This is a genomic window from Rubrivivax gelatinosus (genome assembly GCF_016583785.1).
In the GTDB taxonomy this organism is placed as follows: Bacteria; Pseudomonadota; Gammaproteobacteria; order Burkholderiales; family Burkholderiaceae_C; genus Rubrivivax; species Rubrivivax gelatinosus_B.
On record NZ_NRRU01000002.1, the window covers coordinates 1 to 21,078 of the forward strand.

At 73.1% G+C, this 21,078-nt stretch carries 26 protein-coding genes; 14 read left to right on the top strand and 12 right to left on the bottom strand.

What is annotated here, in order from left to right; all coding sequences use genetic code 11:
* Positions 1-196: 196 nt before the first annotated feature.
* Entirely contained in the window at positions 197-409 is a 213-nt protein-coding gene (locus CKO43_RS00850) for a hypothetical protein (protein WP_200377541.1), read from the top strand.
* Between the two features lie 14 nt (positions 410-423).
* Here the strand turns inward: CKO43_RS00850 and CKO43_RS00855 are convergent, their stop codons facing one another.
* Entirely contained in the window at positions 424-747 is a 324-nt protein-coding gene (locus CKO43_RS00855; RefSeq protein WP_200377542.1) for a plasmid stabilization protein, read from the bottom strand.
* 11 nt (positions 748-758) lie between these two features.
* Positions 759-1,277 carry a hemerythrin domain-containing protein gene (locus tag CKO43_RS00860; protein ID WP_200377543.1) on the bottom strand — a complete coding sequence of 173 codons (519 nt, stop codon included), beginning with the start codon at positions 1,275-1,277 and terminating at the stop codon, positions 759-761.
* Between the two features lie 59 nt (positions 1,278-1,336).
* Between CKO43_RS00860 and CKO43_RS00865 the strand changes: the two genes are divergently transcribed.
* The 4 genes from CKO43_RS00865 (at position 1,337) to CKO43_RS00880 (ending at position 4,531) form a co-directional block, all read left to right on the top strand.
* Entirely contained in the window at positions 1,337-2,386 is a 1,050-nt protein-coding gene (locus CKO43_RS00865) for an AI-2E family transporter (RefSeq protein WP_200377544.1), read from the top strand.
* Between the two features lie 149 nt (positions 2,387-2,535).
* Positions 2,536-2,694 (top strand): hypothetical protein, encoded by a 159-nt coding sequence (locus CKO43_RS00870; RefSeq protein WP_200377545.1) that lies wholly within the window; start codon positions 2,536-2,538, stop codon positions 2,692-2,694.
* Between the two features lie 53 nt (positions 2,695-2,747).
* Positions 2,748-3,185 carry a CBS domain-containing protein gene (locus tag CKO43_RS00875; RefSeq protein WP_200377546.1) on the top strand — a complete coding sequence of 146 codons (438 nt, stop codon included), beginning with the start codon at positions 2,748-2,750 and terminating at the stop codon, positions 3,183-3,185.
* Positions 3,182-4,531, top strand: a complete 1,350-nt coding sequence (locus CKO43_RS00880; RefSeq protein ID WP_200377547.1) for a PQQ-dependent sugar dehydrogenase — start codon at positions 3,182-3,184, stop codon at positions 4,529-4,531. Before CKO43_RS00875 ends, CKO43_RS00880 begins: the two co-directional genes overlap by 4 nt.
* 45 nt (positions 4,532-4,576) lie before the next feature.
* Here CKO43_RS00880 and CKO43_RS00885 read toward each other — a convergent pair whose 3' ends face one another.
* Positions 4,577-5,098, bottom strand: a complete 522-nt coding sequence (locus CKO43_RS00885) for a hypothetical protein (RefSeq protein WP_200377548.1) — start codon at positions 5,096-5,098, stop codon at positions 4,577-4,579.
* 138 nt (positions 5,099-5,236) lie between these two features.
* Here CKO43_RS00885 and CKO43_RS00890 point away from each other — a divergent pair, with 138 nt between their 5' ends.
* A complete protein-coding gene (locus CKO43_RS00890) occupies positions 5,237-6,283 on the top strand; it encodes a hypothetical protein (RefSeq protein WP_200377549.1) in 1,047 nt (348 codons plus the stop codon).
* 63 nt (positions 6,284-6,346) lie between these two features.
* Here CKO43_RS00890 and rpoN read toward each other — a convergent pair whose 3' ends face one another.
* Positions 6,347-7,783, bottom strand: a complete 1,437-nt coding sequence (rpoN, locus tag CKO43_RS00895; RefSeq protein WP_200377550.1) for an RNA polymerase factor sigma-54 — start codon at positions 7,781-7,783, stop codon at positions 6,347-6,349.
* Between the two features lie 339 nt (positions 7,784-8,122).
* Here rpoN and CKO43_RS00900 point away from each other — a divergent pair, with 339 nt between their 5' ends.
* Positions 8,123-8,707 carry a hemerythrin domain-containing protein gene (locus CKO43_RS00900; RefSeq protein WP_200377551.1) on the top strand — a complete coding sequence of 195 codons (585 nt, stop codon included), beginning with the start codon at positions 8,123-8,125 and terminating at the stop codon, positions 8,705-8,707.
* 56 nt (positions 8,708-8,763) lie between these two features.
* Positions 8,764-9,969, top strand: a complete 1,206-nt coding sequence (locus CKO43_RS00905; protein ID WP_242481014.1) for a glycosyltransferase — start codon at positions 8,764-8,766, stop codon at positions 9,967-9,969.
* Between the two features lie 7 nt (positions 9,970-9,976).
* On the opposite strand, the gene CKO43_RS00910 is transcribed toward CKO43_RS00905, so the two are convergent.
* The gene (locus CKO43_RS00910; RefSeq protein ID WP_200377553.1) at positions 9,977-10,450 is read right to left on the bottom strand and encodes a hemerythrin domain-containing protein; all 474 of its coding nucleotides are present in this window, start codon (positions 10,448-10,450) and stop codon (positions 9,977-9,979) included.
* Positions 10,451-10,558: 108 nt separating this feature from the next.
* On the opposite strand from CKO43_RS00910, the gene CKO43_RS00915 reads away from it, so the two are divergent.
* Both CKO43_RS00915 and CKO43_RS00920 read left to right on the top strand, forming a co-directional pair.
* Entirely contained in the window at positions 10,559-10,882 is a 324-nt protein-coding gene (locus tag CKO43_RS00915) for a BON domain-containing protein (RefSeq protein WP_200232460.1), read from the top strand.
* 122 nt (positions 10,883-11,004) lie between these two features.
* Complete coding sequence (locus CKO43_RS00920) at positions 11,005-12,087, top strand: AI-2E family transporter (protein WP_200377554.1); 1,083 nt, start codon at positions 11,005-11,007, stop codon at positions 12,085-12,087.
* On the opposite strand, the gene CKO43_RS00925 is transcribed toward CKO43_RS00920, so the two are convergent.
* Positions 12,084-12,392, bottom strand: coding sequence for a hypothetical protein (locus CKO43_RS00925; protein WP_200377555.1), 309 nt, complete (start codon positions 12,390-12,392; stop codon positions 12,084-12,086). The genes CKO43_RS00920 and CKO43_RS00925 overlap by 4 nt on opposite strands.
* Positions 12,393-12,531: 139 nt before the next feature.
* Here CKO43_RS00925 and CKO43_RS00930 point away from each other — a divergent pair, with 139 nt between their 5' ends.
* The 3 genes from CKO43_RS00930 to CKO43_RS00940 all read left to right on the top strand — a co-directional run bounded on the left by CKO43_RS00930 (position 12,532) and on the right by CKO43_RS00940 (position 16,505).
* Complete coding sequence (locus CKO43_RS00930) at positions 12,532-13,680, top strand: phospholipase D-like domain-containing protein (protein ID WP_200377556.1); 1,149 nt, start codon at positions 12,532-12,534, stop codon at positions 13,678-13,680.
* A 66-nt stretch (positions 13,681-13,746) separates the two neighbouring features.
* Positions 13,747-15,954, top strand: a complete 2,208-nt coding sequence (locus CKO43_RS00935; RefSeq protein WP_200377557.1) for an ATP-binding protein — start codon at positions 13,747-13,749, stop codon at positions 15,952-15,954.
* A gap of 95 nt (positions 15,955-16,049) precedes the next feature.
* A complete protein-coding gene (locus CKO43_RS00940) occupies positions 16,050-16,505 on the top strand; it encodes a ferritin-like domain-containing protein (RefSeq protein WP_346014526.1) in 456 nt (151 codons plus the stop codon).
* A gap of 53 nt (positions 16,506-16,558) precedes the next feature.
* Here CKO43_RS00940 and CKO43_RS00945 read toward each other — a convergent pair whose 3' ends face one another.
* The 5 genes from CKO43_RS00945 to CKO43_RS00965 all read right to left on the bottom strand — a co-directional run bounded on the left by CKO43_RS00945 (position 16,559) and on the right by CKO43_RS00965 (position 19,303).
* Entirely contained in the window at positions 16,559-17,203 is a 645-nt protein-coding gene (locus CKO43_RS00945) for a hypothetical protein (protein ID WP_200377558.1), read from the bottom strand.
* A 114-nt stretch (positions 17,204-17,317) separates the two neighbouring features.
* Entirely contained in the window at positions 17,318-18,202 is an 885-nt protein-coding gene (locus CKO43_RS00950) for a lipocalin family protein (RefSeq protein WP_200377559.1), read from the bottom strand.
* On the bottom strand, positions 18,177-18,656 hold the full coding sequence (locus CKO43_RS00955) for a phage holin family protein (protein ID WP_200377560.1): 480 nt from the start codon (positions 18,654-18,656) through the stop codon (positions 18,177-18,179). Before CKO43_RS00955 ends, CKO43_RS00950 begins: the two co-directional genes overlap by 26 nt.
* A 6-nt stretch (positions 18,657-18,662) precedes the next feature.
* Positions 18,663-19,016: a DUF883 family protein gene (locus CKO43_RS00960; protein WP_242478238.1), complete on the bottom strand. Its 354-nt coding sequence runs from the start codon at positions 19,014-19,016 to the stop codon at positions 18,663-18,665.
* Between the two features lie 17 nt (positions 19,017-19,033).
* A complete protein-coding gene (locus CKO43_RS00965) occupies positions 19,034-19,303 on the bottom strand; it encodes a GlsB/YeaQ/YmgE family stress response membrane protein (protein WP_200232422.1) in 270 nt (89 codons plus the stop codon).
* A gap of 121 nt (positions 19,304-19,424) precedes the next feature.
* On the opposite strand from CKO43_RS00965, the gene CKO43_RS00970 reads away from it, so the two are divergent.
* Entirely contained in the window at positions 19,425-20,018 is a 594-nt protein-coding gene (locus CKO43_RS00970; RefSeq protein ID WP_200377561.1) for a hemerythrin domain-containing protein, read from the top strand.
* Between the two features lie 17 nt (positions 20,019-20,035).
* On the opposite strand, the gene CKO43_RS00975 is transcribed toward CKO43_RS00970, so the two are convergent.
* Positions 20,036-21,061, bottom strand: coding sequence for an NAD(P)H-dependent flavin oxidoreductase (locus tag CKO43_RS00975; protein WP_200377562.1), 1,026 nt, complete (start codon positions 21,059-21,061; stop codon positions 20,036-20,038).
* Positions 21,062-21,078: the final 17 nt, after the last annotated feature.

A 21,078-nucleotide genomic window follows, 5' to 3' on the forward strand; every position in this document is an offset into this window, starting at 1 on the left:
AAACGGCGGGGCCGGTGCTGGTGATCGGGGTCGGGCTCATGGCTTCTCCTGGTGAGGCTTTCGCCCGGCAACAGGCGTTCCGGCCGGGTACGACTGTTGCCTGCGCCGGACGATGAACAAACCTTCGTCCCCGCCGCCGTCCGCCTCCCGGACGCGCCCCCAGCCCCCGTCGCCGGCAGCCGTCGGCAAGCCGCCGGTGGCGCCGGGCAACGACGCCAGCGACGACGGCAGCGGGCTGCCGCTGCCGCACGAACGCGACGAGGCACCCGACGCGCCCGGAGGCAAGCCGCGGCCCGTCATCGAACAGGCGCGGCGCGACATCGAGAGCGGCCAGGTCGACACCGACATGCGCAGCTCCGCCGGCCTCGACGCCGACGCGCGCAAAAAGGCTTTGCGCGGCGGGTCCTGAGGGCGGCGGCGCCTTCAGCGGCGCAGCGCCTGCTCGAGTTGCGCCTTGTCCATCGCCGAACGGCCGGCGATGCCGGCCTTGCGCGCTTCCTCGTAGAGCTGGCGGTAGCTGCGGCCGCCTTCGCCGCGGTGCGAGCGCAGGCCGCCGCGGCGCGACGGCGACAGGTCTTCGGTCGACGCCGGGCTCGCGCTCTCGGCCTCGCCGGCCTGGGCGCGCACCTTGTTCACGGTGCGTGCCGCGATCTCCTCGGCGCTGTCCTCGGACTTGCCGCGCTCCAGCAGCCCGTCCTTGATGTGTTCGTACTGGCGTTCGCGCTTGGCGCTCCAGGCCTTGGGCATGCCGTGCTCCGTCAGTCCGGACGCAGCGGCTCGGCGGCGTCGGTCTGCTCGCGCACCACGTCGCGCGGCGCGCCGTCACGGCGCAGACGGCCCTGCTCGCGCAGCATCTCGTGCCCCAGCTCCTGGCGCCGCGCCTTCGGCAGGGCCAGCACGACCTGCGGGAACAGGTGTTCCTCCTCCTCGCCGTGGTGGTGCACGCACTGCTCCTGCAGCACGTGCGCCTTGGCGCCGAAGGTGGCGTCGGCCGGGTCCAGGTCGAGCAGGTCGGCGAGCAGGCGCTTGAGCGACAGGTGCTCCTCCAGCGACTCGAGCAGCACGTCCTCGGTGCGTGCGCCGGCGACCGCGGGATAGAACACCCGCTCTTCGGCCAGCACGTGCATCGTCAGCTCGTCGCCGACGGCGACCAGCGCCTGCGCGCGTGCATCCGGCTGCTCGGCGGCGTGGAGCCGGCGCAGCAGTTCCTCGAGGCGGCGGTGCTGGGCGACGAGCATCACGACGGCGTCGTCGGCTTCCGGAAGGGCGTGTTCCACGGCGTTCTCATGAGTGGTGATGGCAGCTGCGGGCACGCCGCGTGCCCGAGTGCGGGCCGATGACCGAACCCGACCGTCCCCCGCCGCCTACACCCCGCCGCTCCGGGGGCGGCGGCCTCCGGGTCGGCCCCTGGCTGCTGCTGCTGCTCGCGCTGGCGCTGGCCTGGGTCCTGGTCGACGTGCTGATGCTGGTGTTCGCGGCGCTGCTGTTCGCCTTGATCCTGCGCGCGATGGCGCTGCCGCTGGAGCGCCGCGCCGGCCTGTCGCCGCGGCTGTCGCTGCCGCTGGTGCTGGTGGCGCTGGTGCTGGTCGTCGGCGGCGCCATCGGCGTGGCCGGCGCCGGTGCCGTCGAGCAGATGCAGGCGCTGCGCGAGACGCTGCCGCGCGCCTGGACGGCGTTCCAGCGCTGGCTCGCCGACTACACCACCGGGCGCTGGCTGCAGGAGCTGTGGCACAGCGCCAAACCCTTCGAAGACTGGAGCCGGCTCGCCGGCCTGGCCACCGGCACGATCAACGCCGCCACCGGCGCGATCGGCGCCGCGGTGCTGCTGGTCGTGCTCGGCATCTACCTGGCCGCCGACCCCGGCACCTACCGCGACGGCCTGCTGAAGCTGGTGCCGCGCAGCCGGCGCGAGCTCGTCGCGCGCACGCTCGACGCCGCCGGCCGCGACCTCTCGCGCTGGCTGCTGGGCCAGGGGGTGTCGATGCTGCTCGTCGGCGCGCTCACCGGCATCGGGCTGGCGCTGATCGGCATGCCGCTGCTGCTGTCGCTGAGCCTGATCGCCGGGCTGCTGGAGTTCGTGCCCTACTTCGGGCCGATCATCTCGGGCGTGCTGATCGTCGGCGTCGCGCTCGCCGAGGGCGAGGGGCTGGCGCTGCAGGCGCTGGTGGTCTGCGTCGCGGTGCAGCAGGCCGAGGGTTATGTCGTGCAGCCGCTGGTGCAGCGCTGGGCGGTGCGGCTGCCGCCGGTGCTGGGCATGTGTTCGGTGCTGGTCTTCGGCGTGCTGTTCGGCCTGCCCGGGGTGCTGCTGGCGATGCCGCTGATGGTGCTGACGATGACGCTGGTCAGCGAGCTCTACGTCAAGACCGTGATCGAGCCGCAGCGCTGACGACGGCAAAACTTGCCCGCTGCCGGTCATTCGAGCGGCGCAGGGCTTGGCTTTCGCGCGTTTTCCCCGGTGATGGCGGTGTTTTGTCGCGGCATGCTTCTTGAAGGGAACACGCGGGGACGCCTGTGCCAGGCGCCGGAGGACAGCAGATGAGCCCGAACCGCATCCGCGGCTGGCGCCGTTTCGGCGTCGGCCTGTTGTTGGTGGCTTCGCCCGCCTTCGGCGGCGACGCCGAGGTGTTCGAGATCGAGACGCTGGACGGCACGCCGCGGCTGCTGGTGCAGGCCGACAGCGGCGTGCGCAGCTGACGGGTATGGTCCTTGCTTTGCGCGGTCACACACTCGAACCGGACACCCAGCCGATGAACACGATTGCCGACGTCATGACGCGCGACCCGATCGCCATCCGGCCGAAGGAGACGGTGCAGCGCGCCGCGCAGCTGATGGACGAACTCAACGTCGGCTGCCTGCCGGTGTGCGAGGACTGGCAGGTGCGAGGCATCGTCACCGACCGCGACATCACCGTGCGCGCCATCGCCGCCGGGCTGGACCCTGCGGTCACCGAGATCGGCTCGGTGATGAGCGCCGGCGTGCGCTGCTGCTCGCAGCGCCAGCCGGCGGCCGAGGTGCTGCGGCAGATGTCGGCGGTGCAGATCCGGCGCCTGCCGGTGGTCGACGACCTGGGCCGCCTGGTCGGCATCGTCTCGCTCGGCGACATGGCCGCAACCGGCACCGAGGGCGTCGAGGAAACGCTGCGCTGCATCTCGACCCCGGCCGGCCCGGACCGGGCCGCCGCATGAGACCGCAGGACTGGTCCGCACCCACTGCCCTCAGGCCGGCCACGACGGCTGCCGCGCTGCTGCTCGCGGTGGCCGTGCTCGGCGGCTGCTCAGAGACCTCGCGCCTGCAGGTCGGTGCCGACGTCGGCCCCGAGCCGACGCTGGTCGAGCCGGTGCGGCGGCTGGTGCCGACGGTGAAGGTCGCGAAGGCCGTGGGCTGGCCCGCGGACACCGCGCCGGTCGCGGCCCCCGGGCTCGAGGTCCGGCCCTTCGCCACCGGGCTGGAGCACCCGCGCTGGCTGCAGGTGCTGCCCAACGGCGACGTGCTGGTCGCCGAGAGCAACGCGCCCGCACGCCCGGAAGAGGGCCGCGGCTTCAAGGCCTGGGTGATGAAGCTGGTGATGAAACGCGCCGGTGCCGGCGTGCCCAGCGCCGACCGCATCACGCTGCTGCGCGACGCCGACGGCGATGGCCGGGCCGAGCTGCGCACGCCCTTCCTCGAGAACCTGCACTCGCCCTTCGGCATGGCGCTGATCGGCGACCGCTTCTTCGTCGCCAACACCGACGCGGTGATGGAGTACCCCTACCGCAGCGGCGACACCCGCATCACCGGCGCCGGCCGACGCCTGGCCGAACTGCCGGCCGGCGCACGCAACCACCACTGGACCAAGAGCCTGATCGCCAGCCTGGACGGGCGCACGCTCTACGCCACCGTCGGCTCCAACAGCAACGTCGCCGAGAACGGCCTCGAGGAGGAGCGTGGCCGCGCCGCGATCTGGGCCATCGACGTCGCCAGCGGCGCGATGCGGCTGTACGCCAGCGGGCTGCGCAACCCCAACGGCATGGTCTGGGAGCCGGCGACCGGCGTGCTCTGGACCGTGGTCAACGAACGCGACGAACTCGGCAGCGACCTGGTGCCCGACTACCTGACTTCGGTGCGCGAAGGCGGCTTCTACGGCTGGCCCTGGCGCTGGTGGGGCCGCCACGTCGACAACCGGGTCGAGCAGCCGGCCTCGCTGCCCGAGGTGCTGGTGCCCGACTACGCGCTTGGCGCCCACGTTGCCGCGCTCGGCCTGGCCGCCGCGCGCGGCGCCGCGGTGACGACGCCACTGGGCGGCGCCACCGACGGCATGTTCATCGGCCAGCACGGCTCGTGGAACCGCAGCCCGCCTTCGGGCTACAAGGTGGTGTTCGTGCCTTTCGTCGGCGGCCGGCCCTCGGGCCAGCCGGTGGACGTGCTGACCGGCTTCCTCGACGACGAGGGCCAGGCACGCGGGCGCCCGGTCGGGGTCGCGGTCGACCGCCGCGGCGCGCTGCTGGTGGCCGACGACGTCGGCAACGTCGTCTGGCGCGTCGCGCCGCGCTGAGGTCCCGACACGAGGGCGGCGCGCCAGGCGCCGCCCTCGCCGCCGTCAGCGGTAGACGCCTTCGGCGCTGGCGCCGCGCCAGTTCTGCTCGAACCAGGCCGCGTCTTCGTCGTTGCGCGGGCGCACGCCCATCAGGATGCCGCCTTCGCGGATGCCGCTCTCGTACGCCTTGACGCGTTCTTCCGGGATGCCCCAGCCGATCAGCGCGCCGAGCAGGCTGCCGGCCGCGCCGCCGGCACCGGCCCCGGCCAGCCCGGCGGCCAGCGGGCCCGCGATCACCAGGCCCAGGCCCGGCAAGGCGAGCGTGGTGCCGATGGCCGCCACCGCCGCGGCCACGGCGCCGACGGTGCCGCCGATGCCGGCGCCGATACCGGCGCCTTCGGCCGCCTTGGTGCCCATCTCGGTCTGGGGTGCGTCGGCGTTGGTGAAGTGGCGCTGGCGGGTCTCGTCGGACATCACGAGGTTGACGTCGTCACGGCCGTAGCCGCGGTCGACGACACCCTGGTAGGCCGCCTCGGCCGCTTCGCGGTCGCGGAACAGGCCGGTGAGTACTTTGGGTTCAGTCATGTCTGGCTCCTGGTTGCATGCCGCCGGTTTGGCAAGGCCTGTACCCGTGCCTGCGAAGCAGCACGCGCGGCACAGCCCTTGCCGCCCGAGGGCAGGCGGCCCAGGAGGGCCGGCCGAAACCTGAGAAAGGATGCAGAGATGACTCAGCACGACGATCGTTTCAGGCAGCAAGGCAGTTCCCCCGACGAGCGCCGCCAGTGGGAGCAGGCGGGCCGCTCCGACGCGCAGGCCGGCAGCGGCGGCACGCGCAGCAGCGGCGGCAGCAACTACGGCGACTGGCGCGGTGACGACAACAACCGCGGCCAGATGGGCAGTGGCCAGGACGACTACAGCCGCCAGGGCGGACAGCAGGACCAGTACAGCTCGCGTGGCGGCCAGCAGGGCGGCAACCCGGGCTGGAGCCAGGGCGGCACGCCTGGTTACGGCTCCGGCAGGCCGGGCGAGCGTGCCTATGGCTCGACGGGCCCGGGCCGCGGTGCGCCGAGCGGCTACGGCGGGTCCGACCGCTTCGGCAGCAGCGAAGACACCTTCCGCGGCGGCAGCCCCGAGTACGGTGCCGGCGGCAGCCGCGGCGACTGGAGCAGTTCCGGCCGCCAGGGCGGCATGGGTGGGATGGGTGGCCTGGGCGACTGGGGTTCGCCGCAGCGCCATGAGGACTGGGGCCGCAACCCGGCAGGAGGCGGCGCGTGGGGCCAAGGCAGCCAGGGCGGCTGGAGCCCGGGTCAGCAAGGCGGCACCGCCGGCCAAGGCGCCTGGAACCAGAGCCAGCAAGGCGGCTACGCCGGCCAGGGTGGCTGGAATCAGGGCCAGGGGCAGGACCACCACCCGCACGACCCTGACTACCACCAGTGGCGCAGCGAACAGATGCGCGCGCTCGACGACGACTACCGCAACTGGCGCCAGGACCGCTACAAGAAGTTCTCCGACGAGTTCAACCAGTGGCGCAGCAACCGCAGTGCCGGCGCTTCGCCCAGCGGCTCGGTCTCCGACAGCCGTTCCACCCAGGCCAGCCTGGGTTCGTCCTCGTCGGGCGTGGGCGGCAGCGGCATGGCCGGCAGCACAGGCAGCACGGGCAGCAGCTCCACCGGCAACGGCGGGGCCGGCAGCAGCCTGGGTGGCACCGGCAGTGGCAGCCTGAACGGCGAGTCCGACACCGGCGCCGGCAAGGGCGCCAAGACGCGCTGATCCCGCCGCGACCATGGCAAAGGGGCGCCGCGAGGCGCCCCTTCTGGTTCGGCCGCGGCAGCTTCAGCTGTGGCGGCGACGGCGCTCGACTGACTCGATCTTCAGCATCTGCCGGTACTTGGTGACGGTGCGGCGCGCGACCACCAGGCCCTGGCGCGCGAGCTGGCGCGTGATCTCGGCGTCCGACAGCGGGCTCTCGGAGCGTTCGGCCTCGATGATGTCCTTGATCAGGCCGCGGATCGCGGTCGCCGAGCAGGCGCTGCCGTTGGCGCTGATCATCGCGCGCGAGAAGAAGTACTTCAGCTCGAAGACGCCGATCGGCGTAGCCATGTACTTGTTGTTCGTGACGCGCGAGACGGTGGACTCGTGGATGCCGACCTCGTCGGCGATCTCGCGCAGCACCAGCGGCTTCATCGCCATCGGCCCGTACTCGAGGAAGTGGCGCTGGCGGCGCACGATCGCGGTGGCGACGTCGAGGATGGTCGAAAAACGCTGCTCGACGTTGCGCAGCGTCCAGCGTGCGTCCTGCAGATGACCGGCCATCTCGGTGTTCTGCGCGCTGCGGTGGCGCTGGAACAGCTCGGCATAGACCTGGTTGAAGCGCACCTTGGGCACGACGGCCGGGTTCAGCTGCACGTTCCACTGCCCGCGCACGCGTCTGACCAGCACGTCGGGCACGACGTAGGCCACCTGCGTCGAGCCGAAGTGCCAGCCGGGGCGCGGGTCCAGGCGGCGGATGCGGTCGCAGACGGCCTCGACGCGCGCCGGCGTCTCGCCGAGCTGGTGCGCCAGGCCGTTGACGTCCTTGGCCGCCAGCGTCTGCAGGTGCTGGCCGACGATGCGTTCGGCCAGCGCGCGCATCTGCGGACAGTCGATCTTGCCCAGCTGCAGCTGCAGGCATTCGGCGACGCTGCGCGCGGCCACACCCGCCGGGTCCAGCGACTGCACGCGCTTGAGCGCGATCGTCAGCTCCACCAGCGTCGGCGGCGGGTCCAGCTGCAGCACCTGGGCCACCTCCTCCAGCGGGGTGCGCAGATAGCCGTCGTCGTCGAGCGACTCGACGATGGCGCGCGCCAGCATCAGGTCGCGGTGGGCCAGCGGCAGCACCCCGAGCTGCTCGTGCAGATGCATGTTCAGCGTCGTCTCGACCGCCATCATCTCCATCGCCGAAATCTCGCCGTCCTCGGCGCGGCGGGTCGACCCGGCGGTATCGCCCTGCCACATGTCGCGGTCGTCGCCGGCCTCGTTGCCGGCGATGCCGTCCAGTTCCTGCGGCTCCGAGTCGCGATCGGATTCGCGCTCGGCGGCGTCGTCGGCGCCCGGCAGGGCTTCGCCGTCGTCGCCTTCCTCGGTCTCGAGGAACGGGTTCTGCCCGAGCTTGTCGCGCACCATCGCCGCGAAATCCAGCGAGGACATCTGCAGCAGGCGCACGGCGTGCTGCAGCCGCGGCGAAAGCGTCTGCGTCTGTCGGTGTTCGGTCCTCAGGTCCATCGATGCCATCGGTGTGTGCCTCCTGATTGGTTGTGTGCTCCGTCGCCGGCTTCGCCGTGCCGGCACGGGCGCGACGGACCCAACCGCAACCCCCGTGCCGGAGCGCGGACGCGGATGCAAACCGATACAAAGCCTGCCGCAGCCCCCCGGAATCCCGGGCAACGGCGTGTAACCAGCTTTAAGCACGGCGAACGGCCGCCTGGCAGGTGCGCCGGCCGGCTTACCGACGGCAACGCTTTTGCGGCAAAGCGTGCCGGCGGGCACGCCGGCGGGCACGCCGGCGGCGGCAATGGCGGCACATCGATTGCCTCGGGAGGCCGCCCATCAGCCAACTCCGAGGAGGCCTCCATGCCCCGTTTGTCCCGCGCAGCCCAAGTGGCACGCGACCAGGTTTTCGCCGAGCTGAAGAACGATCACAAGCGCGTCAGGAAGGCCTACAAGGACTTCGAGAAGCTCGACAAGAGCGACACCGAGGCCTGCAGCCGCATCGTCGAGCAGGTGCTGCTCGAGCTGAGCGTGCATGCGACGCTCGAGGAAGAACTGCTCTACCCCCCTGCCCGTGCGGCGCTCACGGAGACCGACCTCGTCGACGAAGCCGAGGTCGAGCACGAGTCGGCACACCAGCTGATCGACCAGCTGCGCACGATGAGCCCCGACGACGACAAGTACGCCGCGCGTTTCACCGTGCTGTGCGAATACGTGCTGCACCACGTGAAGGAAGAGGAAGGCGAGTTCTTCCCGGCGCTGGAGAACCTGCGCCTGGAATGGGAACGGATCGCCGCCGACATGAGCGCCCGGCGCCAGGAACTGCTGGCCGACGAGAGCGACGATGCGCCGGCCATCATCGGCGAGCCCGAGCTGATCGCCGACGACGACCGGCTGCCGGCCAATGGCGTCGCCGACTCCGGCGCGGCCAACCCTCGCAAGATCTGACCGCGCACGGCGCGGCCACCCCCACTGCACGGCCTGCGGGCCGCCGAATGCCCACCATGTCCCTGCCCGTCCTGGTCGTCTTTTCCCACCTGCGCTGGAGCTTCGTCTGGCAGCGCCCGCAACACCTGATGTCGCGCCTGGCGCGGCGCTGGCGTGTCGTCTTCGTCGAGGAGCCGGTGCACGACACCGGCCCGGCGCGGCTGGAAGTGCATGACGCGATGCCCGGCGTCAGCGTGCTCGTGCCGCACACGCCGGTGCTCGCAGCCGGTTTCCACGACGACCAGCTGGCGCTGCTGGAGCCGCTGGTCGCGCGCCACCTGCACGCCGCCGGCGTGCGCGAGGCCGTCGTCTGGCTGTACACGCCGATGGCGCTGCCGCTGGTGAAGACGCTGGCGCTGCGCTGCCTGGCCTACGACTGCATGGACGAGCTCGCCGCGTTCAAGGACGCGCCGCGCCAGCTGCGACAGCGCGAGAACGCGCTGCTCAAGCGTGCCGACGTCGTCTTCACCGGCGGCCCCTCGCTGTACGACGCCAAGCGTGAGCTGCACCCCAACGTGCACTGCATCCCGAGTTCGGTCGACGCCGCGCACTTCGAACCCGCCGGCCTCGTCGCGGGCAGCGAACACGCGCTCGCCGCGGCCGCGCTTCAGGGTGCGCTGCCCGGCCCGCGGCTGGGTTATTACGGCGTCATCGACGAACGCCTGGACCTGGCGCTGGTTGCCGCGCTGGCCGATGCCCGCCCCGAGTGGCAGATCGTGATGGTCGGGCCGGTGGTCAAGATCGCACCCGAGTCGCTGCCCCGCCGCGCCAACCTGCACTGGCTGGGCATGCAGCCCTATGCGCGCCTGCCCTACCTGCTGGCCGGCTGGGACCTGGCGCTGATGCCGTTCGCGATCAACGACGCCACCCGCTTCATCAGCCCGACCAAGACGCTGGAGTACATGGCCGGCGAGAAGGCCACCGTCAGCACGCCGGTGCGCGACGTGGTCTCGCTCTACGGCGACGTGGTCAGCATCGCGCGCGACAGCGCCGGCTTCGTCGAGGCCTGCGAGACCTTGCTCGCGGAGAGCGTCGCGGCGCGCTGCCAGCGCGTGATGCGCATGCTGAACGCGGTGTCGGCGCACTCCTGGGAGCGCAGCGCCGACTGCGTGCACGACCTGCTGGTGCAGGCCACGGTACGCGCGACGCCGGCCCGGGTCGAGGCCCTCGCCCCGGCGGCACCGGCCGCCGCGCTGGCCGCCAGCGCCGGCGGCCGCGCCTGAAGCGCGCTCAGGACGGCTGGTCGTAGTCGCCCGTCAGTTCGATCCGGCGCGCGCGCAGGCGCGCGCCGAGTTCGAACAGGTCCAGGCCGGCCGCCAGCGCGAACACCGTCTCTTCCTCGAAGCGTGCGTGCGCGGCCAGCGCCCGCGCGAGCGCGTCGACACCCCCGTCGGCCTGCGCGCCGCCGGCTTCGGCGATGCGCCGCAGTTCGGCGTCCAGGCGCTCGTGTTCGGCGTGGGCGCGCTGCAGCGCCTCGCTGTGCGGCAGCGCCGGATAGAAGATCTCGTCCTCGATGCGCGCGTGGATGCGCATGCGGCCGCCGATGCGCGCGATCAGGCCGCTGCGGTCGGCGGCGCTGGCATCGGCCTGCACCAGACGCTGGTACTCGACGCACAGCGCCTCCAGCCGCCGGTGGTCCTCACGCAGCATCTCGAGCGCGTGGTGCGACTTGACGCGCTCGGGCGCGGTCTGGGTGACGGTCATGCATTACCTCCTGCGAGCTCAATCGCGGCCCTCGGCAATGAACGTTCCCGGGGGCGGGTACAGCGCTTGCCCTCAGCGCTGCACCCTGTTCACAAGGAGAAACCGAAGATGAAAACCCCGTCCCTGCTGCTCTCCCTCTGCCTCGCCGTCGGTGCCGTCGCGACCACCGGCTGCGCGGTCACCGATGGTCAGAGCAGCGTCGGCCAGTACGTCGACGACACGACGATCACGGCCCGTGTCAAGAAGCGCATGGCCGAAGACCCGACCGTGAGCGCGATGCGCATCACCGTCGAGACCCTCAACGGCACCGTGCAGCTCTCGGGCTTCGCGACCAATCAGAGCGAGAAGGACCACGCGGCCCAGATCGCGCGCGCCGTGCCCGACGTGAAGGACGTGCGCAACAACATCACCGTGCGCGCGGCGACCCAATGAGCCCGGCCCGCCGCACGCGTCCTGCCCGGTGCAGCGGCACGCGGGCGGCGGGCTCGCTCGCGCACGGCTGACCCGCCGTGCCGCCGCCGGCCGTTCCTCCCCGTGAGCCGGGCGGGACGGCCTTGCGCGGCCTCTTCGTGCTGGCGCTGCTGGCCTTCGTCAAGCTCGCCCAGCCGCTGCTCGCACCCATCGTCTTCGCCCTCGTGCTCACCGTCGTGCTCGCGCCGGCGGTACGGGCCTTGCGGCGTCGCGGCGTGCCCGAGTTCATCGGCGCCGGCGTCGTCGTGACGGCGGGGCTCGCGAGCGTCGTGCCGCTGGCGGCCGCACTGGCCGAACCCGCCGCCGCCTGGTGGGCGCGCGCGCCCGAGGTGCTGGCCGGGCTGCTGCAGCGCCTGGAGCGGCTGCGTGCCGCCGTCCCGGGCCTGGACAGCGGCGGCCCCGGCGCCGGACCGGGTGCGCTCGGCGAGCGCCTGGCCAGCGAAGGCGTGGCGCTGACCGGCCTGGTGCTCGGCCATGGCCTGGCCTTCGCGCTGTCGGCATCGGCCACCGTGATCCTGCTCTACTTTCTGCTTGCGTCGGAACACTGGCTGCTGGCGCGCGCGGTGCGTACGCTGCGCCGGCCGCGCCAGCGTGCGCTGGTGCTCGCCGGCCTGCTCGCGGCGCAGCGCGACATCGGCCGCTTCCTGTGGTCGCTGACGCTGATCAACATCGGCGTCGCGCTGGTCGTCGCGCTCGGCCTGCAGGCCATCGGCATGCCCGACCCGCTGCTCTGGGGCGTGGTCTGCGGCGTGCTGAACTTCATCCCCTATCTCGGGCCGGTGATCATCGTCGTGCTGCTGGGGCTGGCCGGGCTGCTGGCCTTCGGCCACCTGGGCGCGGCGCTGGCGCCGCCGGCGCTGTTCCTGGCGGTGCACGCGATCGAAGCGAACCTCATCGCCCCCTGGTTCGTCGGCCGACGCCTGGTGCTGAGCCCGATCTCGGTCTTTCTCGCGGTGATGGTGTGGGGCTGGCTCTGGGGCATGGCCGGGGCTCTGATCGCGGTGCCGCTGCTGATCGGGCTGCGCGCACTGTGCCGGCGCTGGCCGCCGCTGCGCTGGCTGGCGGCCTATCTCGACGGCCGCCAGGCGCGGCCGCCACCGCTGCGTTCTCTGCTCGCGCCGCAGCGTCCGGCGGCGCCGCGGCGCGGTGACGGCAGCGGGCCTTAAGGCTGTTTGTCCTGGACGCCGGGCGGCTCGTGGCCGGGCGCGGGCTCACGCAATCCCGGCGCGATGCCCGGCCCTGCAAGCTCCGCCGACGAAGCCGGTTGCGATGCCGGCAGCGCCTGCCGTGGCGGCAGCGGCGCGGGCTGCTGCAGCGGCGGCGCGAGCGGCGCACCGCCTCCAGTCGGAGCCGGCGGCGGCAGTGTCGGGATCGCGTTCGGGTCGGTGTCGCTGGTCTGGGCGGCAGCCGCGCCGGCGACGAGCACGAACAGCGCGGCGAACGCGAGACGGCGGGAGGCGATGGCGCTCATCGGACGGACCTCGGCGGATGGGGATGGGCAAACAGGCAAGACCGATGCCGCCCGCGTCCGCGGGGGACGGTGCGGCGACGGGCACAGGCTTTGCCGTACGCCGCGTCAACGGGATCTCGCCCCCCGCTCGGTGTCCGCCATGTCCAAGTCGAACGACCCTCGCCCCTGGCGACCAACCGGTCAGCCGCCGCCTCGTGCCGATTGGGGCTCGGGTCTGGCCGAGCCCCTGGTCGACGGCAACCGCGTGGAACTGCTGGCCGAAGGCGAGTCGGCGTTCCAGGCGATCTCGAACGCCCTCGACGGCGCGCGCGACCACGTCAACGTCGAGAACCTCGTCGACGATGCCGAGGCCGGCCGCGAGTTGCTGGAGCGGCTCGCCGCCCGGGCTCGGCAGGGCCTGCGCGTGAACCTGCTGGTCGACCACGCGCAGCTGGCAGCACCGGCGGCCGAGGCGCTGGAGCCGCTGCGCCAGGCCGGCGTCAGCCTGGCCGAACACGACTCGCAGGGCTGGAACGGCCTGCTGCCGCGGCGCTGCGAAGCGCGCGAGCTGCTGGTCGTCGACGGCCGCGAGGCCTTCATCGGCGGGCTCGACGCCCACGGCGGCCGGGGCCAGCCGCGGCTCGCGCGCATCGGCCCGCGGCTGCGGGTGCAGGGGCCCGTGCTGCAGGGGCTGCAGCGGCTGTTCATCGCCCACTGGCAGCGCTTCGCCCGCGGGCCGATGCAGGCGGCGCGTTACTTCCCGGCGCAGACGCCGGTCGGCCTGCACCGCGTCGGCATCGCCGCCGGCGAGAGCGGCCAGCACAACAGCTTCGTCGAGGTGCTGTTGTCGGCGATCGGCAACGCGGCAGCACGCGTCGTCCTCGCCTCGCCCTGCGAGCAGCCGCCGCGCCGCCTGCTGCAGGCCCTGGCCCAGGCCAGCAAGCGCGGCGCCGAGGTCGAGGTGCTGCTGCCGCGTGCCGGCAGCGGGTTGCTGCGCGGCATGCCGATGCGCCAGGTGCTGCAGGCCTCGGGCGTGCGCGTGCACGAGGCGCAGCCGGCGCAGTGGCATGCGCGGCTGTGCGTCGTCGACGGCGAATGGGTCGGCCTCGGCTCGGTGCGCCTGGACTGGCACAACGTCGTGCGCGACGCCGAGTCCGGCGTGGTCGTGGTCGACCCGGGCCTGGCGCAGCGGCTGGAGCAGCTGTTCCAGGCCGATGTGCAGCGCGGTCGCACCGCCGCCGCCTGGCGCGGCAGCCAGACCCAGCACTGGCAGCGCGAATCGTCCGGCGCCTTCGACGCCCGCCCCTGAGCCGGGCACCCGTGCCACACCGGGGCGGTTGGCCGGTGGTGGTGTCATCAGCCACACTGGACGCCGATGCTGTCCATATCCATCCGCTCCCGCCTGCTGCTGCTCGTCCTGGCCGTGCTGCTGCCGGCGGTGGCCGCTGCCGCCTTCGTCATCGTCCAGACCTACGCCGCCGAACGCGAGGCGGTCGATCGCAACCTGCGCGACACCGCGCGCGCGCTGTCGACCGTCATCGACCGCGAGATCGACCAGCGCGCCACCATCGTGCGCGTACTGGCCACGGCGCGCGCACTGGAGAACGCGCCACAGCTGACGGCCGAGCAGCGCCGCGTCTTCGACCGCCAGGCGCGGCGTGCGCTCGACGGCCTGGACGGCTGGCTCGAGCTGACCGACGGCGCCAAGGTGGTGCTGAGCACGCAGTTGCCGCCGGACATGGTCTCGCCGGCGGCCTCGGCGGGTGAGCTCGCCCAGTCGGCGGCGGTGCGTTCGCTGGCTGCGGCCGGCGACGCGCCAGGCCCGCACGCGCGGGTCGTGCAGCCGGTGCTGCGCGACGGCCGCGTCGTCGCCAACCTCGAGCTCACGATCATGCCGTCGGAGCTGCAGCGCATCATCGACCGCCAGAACCTGCCGCCGGGCTGGCTCGGCACCATCCTCGACGCCGACGCCACCGTGGTGGCACGCCATCCGGGCGGCGTGCAGCACGCCGGGCGCCCGGCGACGCCGGACATGCTCGAGCGCCTGCGCCGCGAACGCGAGGGCTTCTTCGAATCGGTGTCGCTCGACGGCACCCCCGTCCGCGGCTACTTCAGCAAGTCGGCGCGCGGCTGGACCTACATGACGGCGATGCCACGCCAGGCCGTCGCCGGCAGCCTGCCGCCGACGGTGTCGCAGCTGGCCATCGGCGGCGCGCTGCTGCTCGCGCTGGCGATCGCCGGTGCGCTCTTCGTGTCGCGCCGCATCGTCGGCCCGGTCAACTCGCTGAAGGAAGCGGCGGCGTGGATGCGGGCCGGCCAGCCGGTGCCGCACCGCGCGACCGGGCTCGCCGAATGCGACGAGGTCGGCACCGCGCTGGCCGAAGCCGCCGAGGCGATCCAGCACGCGCAGGCCGACCTCGAGCGCCAGGTCGCCGAGGCGGTGGCGCGCACCCGCCAGGCCGAGCAGCGGGTCTCGCTCAGCCAGCGTGTCGAGGCGCTGGGGCGGCTCACCGGCGGCGTCGCCCACGACTTCAACAACCTGCTGGGTGTGATCAGCAACAGCGCCCATCTGATCCAGCGCCGCGCCAGCTCACCCGACATCCAGGCGCCGGTGGCGGCGACGCTGCGTGCGGTCGAGGTCGGCAGCCGGCTGACGCAGCACCTGCTGCGCTTCTCGGGCCGGCACCCGACACGGCCGGCGCGCATCGAACTCGGGCGCTACCTCGCCGACTCGCAGGAGCTGATCCGGGTCGTGCTCGGCAAACGCTGCGAGCTGCAGGTCACGGTGGCGCCGGACACGCGCGGCATCATGGTCGACTCGAGCGAGCTCGAACTCGCGCTGATCAACCTCGCGCTGAACGCGCGCGACGCCCTGCCCGCCGGCGGCCACGTCTGGATCGAAGCCGGCAACGCCGCGCCCGAGGACCTGCCCGAGCTGCCGCCGGGCGACTACGTGCAGATCGCCGTCAACGACGACGGCACCGGCATCGCCGAGGCCATCGCCGACCGCGTCTTCGAGCCCTTCTTCACCACCAAGGGCGTGGGCAAGGGCACCGGCCTGGGCCTGAGCCAGGTGCACGGCTTCTGCGTCCAGGCGGGCGGGCGCGCGGCGCTGGCCAGCACCCCGGGCCTGGGCACGACGGTGACGCTGCTGCTGCCCGCGGCCGCACCTGAAGCCGCGGCCCCCGGCCCCGCGCCGGCGCCGCTGCCGGAAGGCGGGCTCTACGGCGTGCGCGTGCTGCTGGTAGAGGACAACGAGGAACTCGCCGACGTCACCGCTGGCCTGCTCGACTCGCTGGGCTGCCGCGTGCTGCGCGCGCGCAGCCCCGACGAAGCGCTGCTGCTGGCCGGCGAAGCACGCACGCTGGACGTCGTGCTGTCCGACGTCGTGATGCCGGGCGACATGGACGGCATCGCCCTCGCCCGCACGCTGCGCCAGCGCCGGCCGCAGCTGCCGGTGGTGCTGATCAGCGGCTTCAGCAGCGCACTCGGCGGCAACCACGGCTTCCCGGTGCTGCACAAACCCTGCACGCCCGAGGACCTGGTGCTGGCGCTGCGCGGCGCGATCGACGCCGCGCGCTGAAGACCTTTCGCCCCAGCGGGAACGCGGCCTGCCGGCAGTTCGTCATGGCGCGGCCGTCGAGGCCGGCGCCTGCCACGAACGAAAGGAAACCCATGATGGACCGCAAAGACGTCGTCGACACCCTGAACCGCCTGATCGAGACCAGCAAGGACGGCGAGTACGGTTTCCGTACCAGCGCCGAACACGCCCGCGACCCGCAGCTGCAGCAGACCCTGCAGTCGCGCGCCGAGGAGTGCCGCCAGGGCGCGGCCGAGCTGCAAAGCCTGGTCGTGCAATACGGCGGCACCGCCGAGGACAGCGGCTCGGCCACCGGTGCGATGCACCGCGGCTGGGTCGCCGTGAAGGGCACGCTGGCCGGCTACAGCGACCTGGCCATGCTCGAGGAGTGCGAGCGCGGCGAGGACACCGCGATCGAACGTTACCGCAGCGCACTCGCCGAAGACCTGCCCAGCGACGTGCGCATCGTCATCGAGCGCCAGTTCGAAGGCGTCAAGCGCAACCACTCGCAGATCCGCCTGCTGCGCGACACGGCGCGCGCACGCACCGCCTGAACCGGGTGAGTGACCGAAGGCGCCCGGAGCGATCCGGGCGCCTTTTATTTTGTTCAGCGGCCGGGCACACGCCGTTCGGCGTCGGCGTCGGGGTCGTCCTCGGGTTCGTCGTCGCCCGACTCCTCGGCGGGCAGGTCATCGCCGAGTTCGTCGGGTGCGACCGGCGGCGTGCGCCCCGGCACCGACGGCGGGGCGCCGACGGCTGCATCGGCGTCGGAATGGCCGTCGCCCACCGGGTCGGCCGCTTCGTCCTCGACGCCGCGGCGCGGCCGCGGGGCCTCGTCCGGCTCGCCCTCGGCCAGTTCGTCCTCCAGCGGGTCGCCCGCCTGGGCACGGTCGACGAAATCGAGTTCGGGGTCTTCGTCTTCGTGATCGATCTCGCCGCCGTCGGCCTCGACGATGTGGTCGACGCCGATGTCGGCGGCTTCGCGCCCGGCGTCGTGGCCGGCGCTGCGCTGCTCGCCGGTGCCGGCGGCATCGCTGCCTTCGCCGCCCGAGACGTCGCGGCCGGCCGGCCGCTCACGGCCCGCGTCGAGCGCGGCGTCCAGCGGCTCGCCCGGGTCGAGCTGGTCCAGGTCCTCGATGCCGGCCATGTCGCTGCCGGAGTCGGAGCTGTCGCTGGGGCCCAGCGTGCCGACGTCGCGGCCGGCGGGTTGGGTGTCGGCGCGTTCGATGCCGAGCAGGGGGCTGTGTCCCATCGTGCGTCCTTTCGTCGCCATGCAGGCGTGTTGGCCTGCGGCGGCAAGCGCCGTGCCCTCAGCGGCCCGGCTTGCGCTGCAGCGCTCTGCCAGGCGCCGGCCGGCATCAAGGCCTCAGCGCTCGCCCCAGTGCTGCACGCGCTCGACCGCGAAGCCCTCGGCACGCGCGACCTCGAGCAGCGCCGCCACCATCTGCGGCGCCGGTGTCGGCGTGCGCGACAGCAGCCACAGCGCTTGCCGGCTCGGGTGGCCGACGAGCGCAACGCTGTAGCCGCGGTCCAGCGCGATGATCTGGTAGTCGGCCCAGCCCAGCGGCAGGCCGTGCAGCCAGGCGGGCAGGAAGTTCAGCTGCAAGCGCGCGTTGCCGCTGTCGGGCACGACGCGGGCGACGCCGCGCACGACTTTTTCGCTGCCGTCGGGCCCGGCGCAGCGGTTCTCGACCTCGAGCTGCTCGCCGTCGAGCCGGTAGTGCGCGGTCGGCTGGCCCTCGCAACCGGCCTCGAAAGGCGCGCCCAGGCGTGCCACCTCGTACCAGCGGCCGGCATAACGCGTCAGGTCGACGTGTTCGACGGTGGCCAGCGGCGGCCCTTGGCGGCGCTGCAGCAGCTTGGTCACCAGCGGCAGGCCGATGCTCATCACGGCCGCCACGGTGCCGGGGCTGGTGCGGGCGCGCCAGCGGGCCGGCAGCAGCGGCCAGACCAACCCCAGCAACCCGACCCAGGGAACGGCATGGGCGGCGCCGGCAGCAAGCGACGGCGGCTCGGTGTCGGTGCGCGCGGCCGTGCCGCCACGGCGCAGCGACCACCACAGCGTCGTGCCCGCCAGCAGCACGCCAGCGCCGGTGGCGGCCAGGCGCCAGGGGCTGACGGCATGGCGCACGCGCCGGCCCAGGTCGTCGACGGCGTCGACGAGGCGGCGCTGGCGGGCGACCAGCGCCTGCTCGGCGGCAGCGATGCGTTGGTCCAGGTCTGCGTCAGGCGGCGGCACGTGCGGGTTCATCGGCAGTTTGTTTGGACGGCGCCGGCGCGAGCGGCGACAGCGTCGTCAGCGTCGTCAGCGTCGTCAGATGGCGCCGCGTCGCCGGCAGGTGCAGCAGCGGCAGCAGCGAGCGGATGCGCAGCACCGCCAGCCAGGCCGCCAGCAGGTTGGCGCCGAGTACGGCGATCAGCGCCCAGCCCCAGTAGAGCCCGGCTTCGATCAACGCGCCGGTGATGCCGGCCCACAGCGCCAGCCAGCCGGTCACGCCGAGCACCGCCGCAGCGACGAGCAGCGCGACGATCTGTGCCAGCGCGCGCCCGGCGCGGTTGACTTCGAGCACGAACAACTCGACCCGGTCGCCGACCAGACCCGGCAGCTCGCGCAGAACCGACTGCAGCGCGTCGAGCCAGCCTTGCCGCGCCGGGCGCTCCGGCGCGGCACCGCCCGTCCCGGGCGGCACCGTGCTGTCGTCCATCGCGCGTCAGCGCGCCAGACGCGCGACCAGCATGCCGACGGCCAGGGCCGTGGCGATCGCGGCGATCGGGTGCTCGCGCACCGTGTCGCGCAGGTCGTCGGTCCATTCGTGGCCGGTTTCGCGCAGGGCGTCGGCCTTGGCGTGCAGCTTTTCGCTGGCGTCGTGCACGCCGCCCTGCAGCCGGTGCACGTGCGGCGCCGCGCGCTCGGCGAGACGGTCGATCGTCTCGTGAGCGCCCTGCACCACACGCTGCAGCAGTTCGTCCGAACCGGCGCCGTTGCCGAGTGGTGCGGCACCGGGCGTGCCGGTGCCCGGACCCGGGTCGGCGGCACCGAAGCTGTCTTCTGGAGTGGAAGCCATCGCGGGATCTCCTGGGTTCAGCGCGGCGAGCCGCGACGTACGAGGTTGACGATGGCCAGCAGGATCACCGCGCCGACGAGCGACACGAGCAACGCACCGAGGCTGAACACGCCCTGGTTGATGGTGCCGACGCCGATCAGCGGCGACACCAGCCAGCCCCCGAGCGCCGCGCCGATGATGCCGACGACGACGTTGAGGATCACGCCCTGCTGGGCATCGGTATGCATGATCTTGCTTGCGACCCAGCCGATGAGACCGCCGACGACGAGCCAGATGATGAGGTTCATGAGTGAACTCCTTTCTGCAGCCGTCACGGCAATCGACGTGCCGCAGCTGGCAGGCGGCGGCGGCCGCGCCCCGGTCGGGAGCCGGGCTTGCCGCAGCGACGGCACTTCCAAGGAGTCCACGATGAACACGCTGCTCAGCAAGATATCGCCGACGGCCACACGCCTGATCCGCATGGACCACAGCCATGCGATGACCCAGTTCCACAAGCTCGAGCCCGGGCTTTCGGCCAGCGTGCGCCAGGCCACCGTGCGCCAGCTGTGCAGCGCGCTCGAGATCCACGCCCAGCTTGAGGAGGAAGTCTTCTACCCGGCGCTGCGCGAAGCCGGCATCGACTCGCCGCAGCTCGAGCGCAGCGTGCCCGAGCACGACGAGATGCGGGAGCTGATCGCTCGCGTGCGGGGCCTGGACGAGCAGCCCGAAGCGCAGCAGCAGGCCTTGTGCGAGCTGATGCGCGCGGTGATGCACCACGTCGCCGAAGAGGAAACGACGCTGCTGCCAACGGCCGAGCAGCGCCTGGGCGAGCGCCTGGGCGAACTCGGCGCGCGCATGACCGAGCGCCGCCTCGAACTCGCCAAGCCGCAGGCCGGCCAGATCGCCGCCGACATGGCGCGTGCGTCGCCGGGCAAGGCGGCGCTGGTCGTTGCCGGCACGCTGGCCGCCGGCGCGCTGCTGGTGGGCGGCATGCGGCGCGGCCGGCAGAAGCACCACGCCTGAGCGCGGCCGGTCGCGCTTCAGTCGAAGCCCGCCGCGAGCGTGCGCACGATCTCGGCCGCCGGCAGCTCCCGGCAGCCGTCGCGGCGTGTGCCCGACCACAAGGGCGTGAAGTCGTCGCGACCGAGCGCCTCGGCACGTTCGCGCAGCGGTGCGAGTGCGGCCGACGCGAGCGGAAACGGCGGCGCCAGGGCACTGACCGGGCCGAGCTCGCGCAGCACGCGGTTCACCAGCCCACGCGCCAGGCCGCCCGAGAAGACATTGGTCAGCACCGTCGGCGCCGAGTGCTCGCGCAGCCGGGCCCGGTGCAGCGGCCCGGTCAGCGCCTCGTCGCAGAGCAGGAACACGGTGCCGAGCTGCACCGCGCTCGCGCCGCGCGCCATCATCGCGCGCACGCCCTCGGCGTCGGCAATGCCGCCGGCGGCGACCACCGGCACCGCCAGACGCGCGACCAGCGCCGACACCAGCGTCGCCGTGTCGAGCTGCTGCGCCGGGTCGGTGTCGAGGAAGTGACCGCGGTGGCCACCGGCCTCCAGTCCCTGCGCGATCACGGCGTCGGCACCGCTCGCCTGCAGCCACAGCGCCTCGGCCAGCGTCGTCGCCGACGCGATCACGAAAGCGCCACGGGCCTTGACCCGCGCCAGCAGCGCCGGCGCCGGCAGCCCGAAGTGAAAGCTGACGACAGCCGGCCGGAAGGCCTCCAGCACCTCGGCCGCCTGGGCACCGAAGGGCTGGCGGCTGGCACCCGCCACCGGCGGCGCCGGCGGCAGCCCGAGCTCGGCGTAGTACGGCGCCAGAGCCTCGGCCCAGCGCTGCGCCCGCGCGGCGTCGGCCGCCAGCGTCACGTGGGCGAAGAAGTTGACGTTGCAGGGCCGGCCCGCAGCCTGCAGCGCCTGCAGTTCGGCCTCCAGCTTCACCGGCGACAGCATCGCCGCCGGCAGCGAACCGAGGGCGCCGGCGGCGCCCGCGGCCAGCGCCAGGCGCGTGTCCTGCACGCCGGCCATCGGTGCCTGGATCAGCGGCAGCGCCGCACCGGGGATCTTCATGCGCCGATTCTGGCGCG

What these genes read in the sequence shown, in the direction of transcription:
- CKO43_RS00965 (WP_200232422.1), bottom strand. Translation starts at nt 19,303, where the DNA reads ATGAACCTCATCATCTGGCTCGTCGTCGGCGGTCTCATCGGCTGGGTC.
- CKO43_RS00885 (WP_200377548.1), bottom strand. Translation starts at nt 5,098, where the DNA reads ATGACTGAACCCAAAGTACTCACCGGCCTGTTCCGCGACCGCGAAGCG.
- CKO43_RS00950 (WP_200377559.1), bottom strand. Translation starts at nt 18,202, where the DNA reads ATGAACCCGCACGTGCCGCCGCCTGACGCAGACCTGGACCAACGCATC.
- CKO43_RS00955 (WP_200377560.1), bottom strand. Translation starts at nt 18,656, where the DNA reads ATGGACGACAGCACGGTGCCGCCCGGGACGGGCGGTGCCGCGCCGGAG.
- CKO43_RS00975 (WP_200377562.1), bottom strand. Translation starts at nt 21,061, where the DNA reads ATGAAGATCCCCGGTGCGGCGCTGCCGCTGATCCAGGCACCGATGGCC.
- CKO43_RS00875 (WP_200377546.1), top strand. Translation starts at nt 2,748, where the DNA reads ATGAACACGATTGCCGACGTCATGACGCGCGACCCGATCGCCATCCGG.
- CKO43_RS00910 (WP_200377553.1), bottom strand. Translation starts at nt 10,450, where the DNA reads ATGACCGTCACCCAGACCGCGCCCGAGCGCGTCAAGTCGCACCACGCG.
- CKO43_RS00960 (WP_242478238.1), bottom strand. Translation starts at nt 19,016, where the DNA reads ATGGCTTCCACTCCAGAAGACAGCTTCGGTGCCGCCGACCCGGGTCCG.
- CKO43_RS00880 (WP_200377547.1), top strand. Translation starts at nt 3,182, where the DNA reads ATGAGACCGCAGGACTGGTCCGCACCCACTGCCCTCAGGCCGGCCACG.
- CKO43_RS00970 (WP_200377561.1), top strand. Translation starts at nt 19,425, where the DNA reads ATGAACACGCTGCTCAGCAAGATATCGCCGACGGCCACACGCCTGATC.
- CKO43_RS00870 (WP_200377545.1), top strand. Translation starts at nt 2,536, where the DNA reads ATGAGCCCGAACCGCATCCGCGGCTGGCGCCGTTTCGGCGTCGGCCTG.
- CKO43_RS00890 (WP_200377549.1), top strand. Translation starts at nt 5,237, where the DNA reads ATGACTCAGCACGACGATCGTTTCAGGCAGCAAGGCAGTTCCCCCGAC.
- CKO43_RS00930 (WP_200377556.1), top strand. Translation starts at nt 12,532, where the DNA reads ATGTCCAAGTCGAACGACCCTCGCCCCTGGCGACCAACCGGTCAGCCG.
- CKO43_RS00900 (WP_200377551.1), top strand. Translation starts at nt 8,123, where the DNA reads ATGCCCCGTTTGTCCCGCGCAGCCCAAGTGGCACGCGACCAGGTTTTC.
- CKO43_RS00855 (WP_200377542.1), bottom strand. Translation starts at nt 747, where the DNA reads ATGCCCAAGGCCTGGAGCGCCAAGCGCGAACGCCAGTACGAACACATC.
- CKO43_RS00905 (WP_242481014.1), top strand. Translation starts at nt 8,764, where the DNA reads ATGTCCCTGCCCGTCCTGGTCGTCTTTTCCCACCTGCGCTGGAGCTTC.
- CKO43_RS00935 (WP_200377557.1), top strand. Translation starts at nt 13,747, where the DNA reads ATGCTGTCCATATCCATCCGCTCCCGCCTGCTGCTGCTCGTCCTGGCC.
- CKO43_RS00940 (WP_346014526.1), top strand. Translation starts at nt 16,050, where the DNA reads ATGGACCGCAAAGACGTCGTCGACACCCTGAACCGCCTGATCGAGACC.
- CKO43_RS00915 (WP_200232460.1), top strand. Translation starts at nt 10,559, where the DNA reads ATGAAAACCCCGTCCCTGCTGCTCTCCCTCTGCCTCGCCGTCGGTGCC.
- CKO43_RS00945 (WP_200377558.1), bottom strand. Translation starts at nt 17,203, where the DNA reads ATGGGACACAGCCCCCTGCTCGGCATCGAACGCGCCGACACCCAACCC.
- rpoN (WP_200377550.1), bottom strand. Translation starts at nt 7,783, where the DNA reads ATGGCATCGATGGACCTGAGGACCGAACACCGACAGACGCAGACGCTT.
- CKO43_RS00925 (WP_200377555.1), bottom strand. Translation starts at nt 12,392, where the DNA reads ATGAGCGCCATCGCCTCCCGCCGTCTCGCGTTCGCCGCGCTGTTCGTG.
- CKO43_RS00865 (WP_200377544.1), top strand. Translation starts at nt 1,337, where the DNA reads ATGACCGAACCCGACCGTCCCCCGCCGCCTACACCCCGCCGCTCCGGG.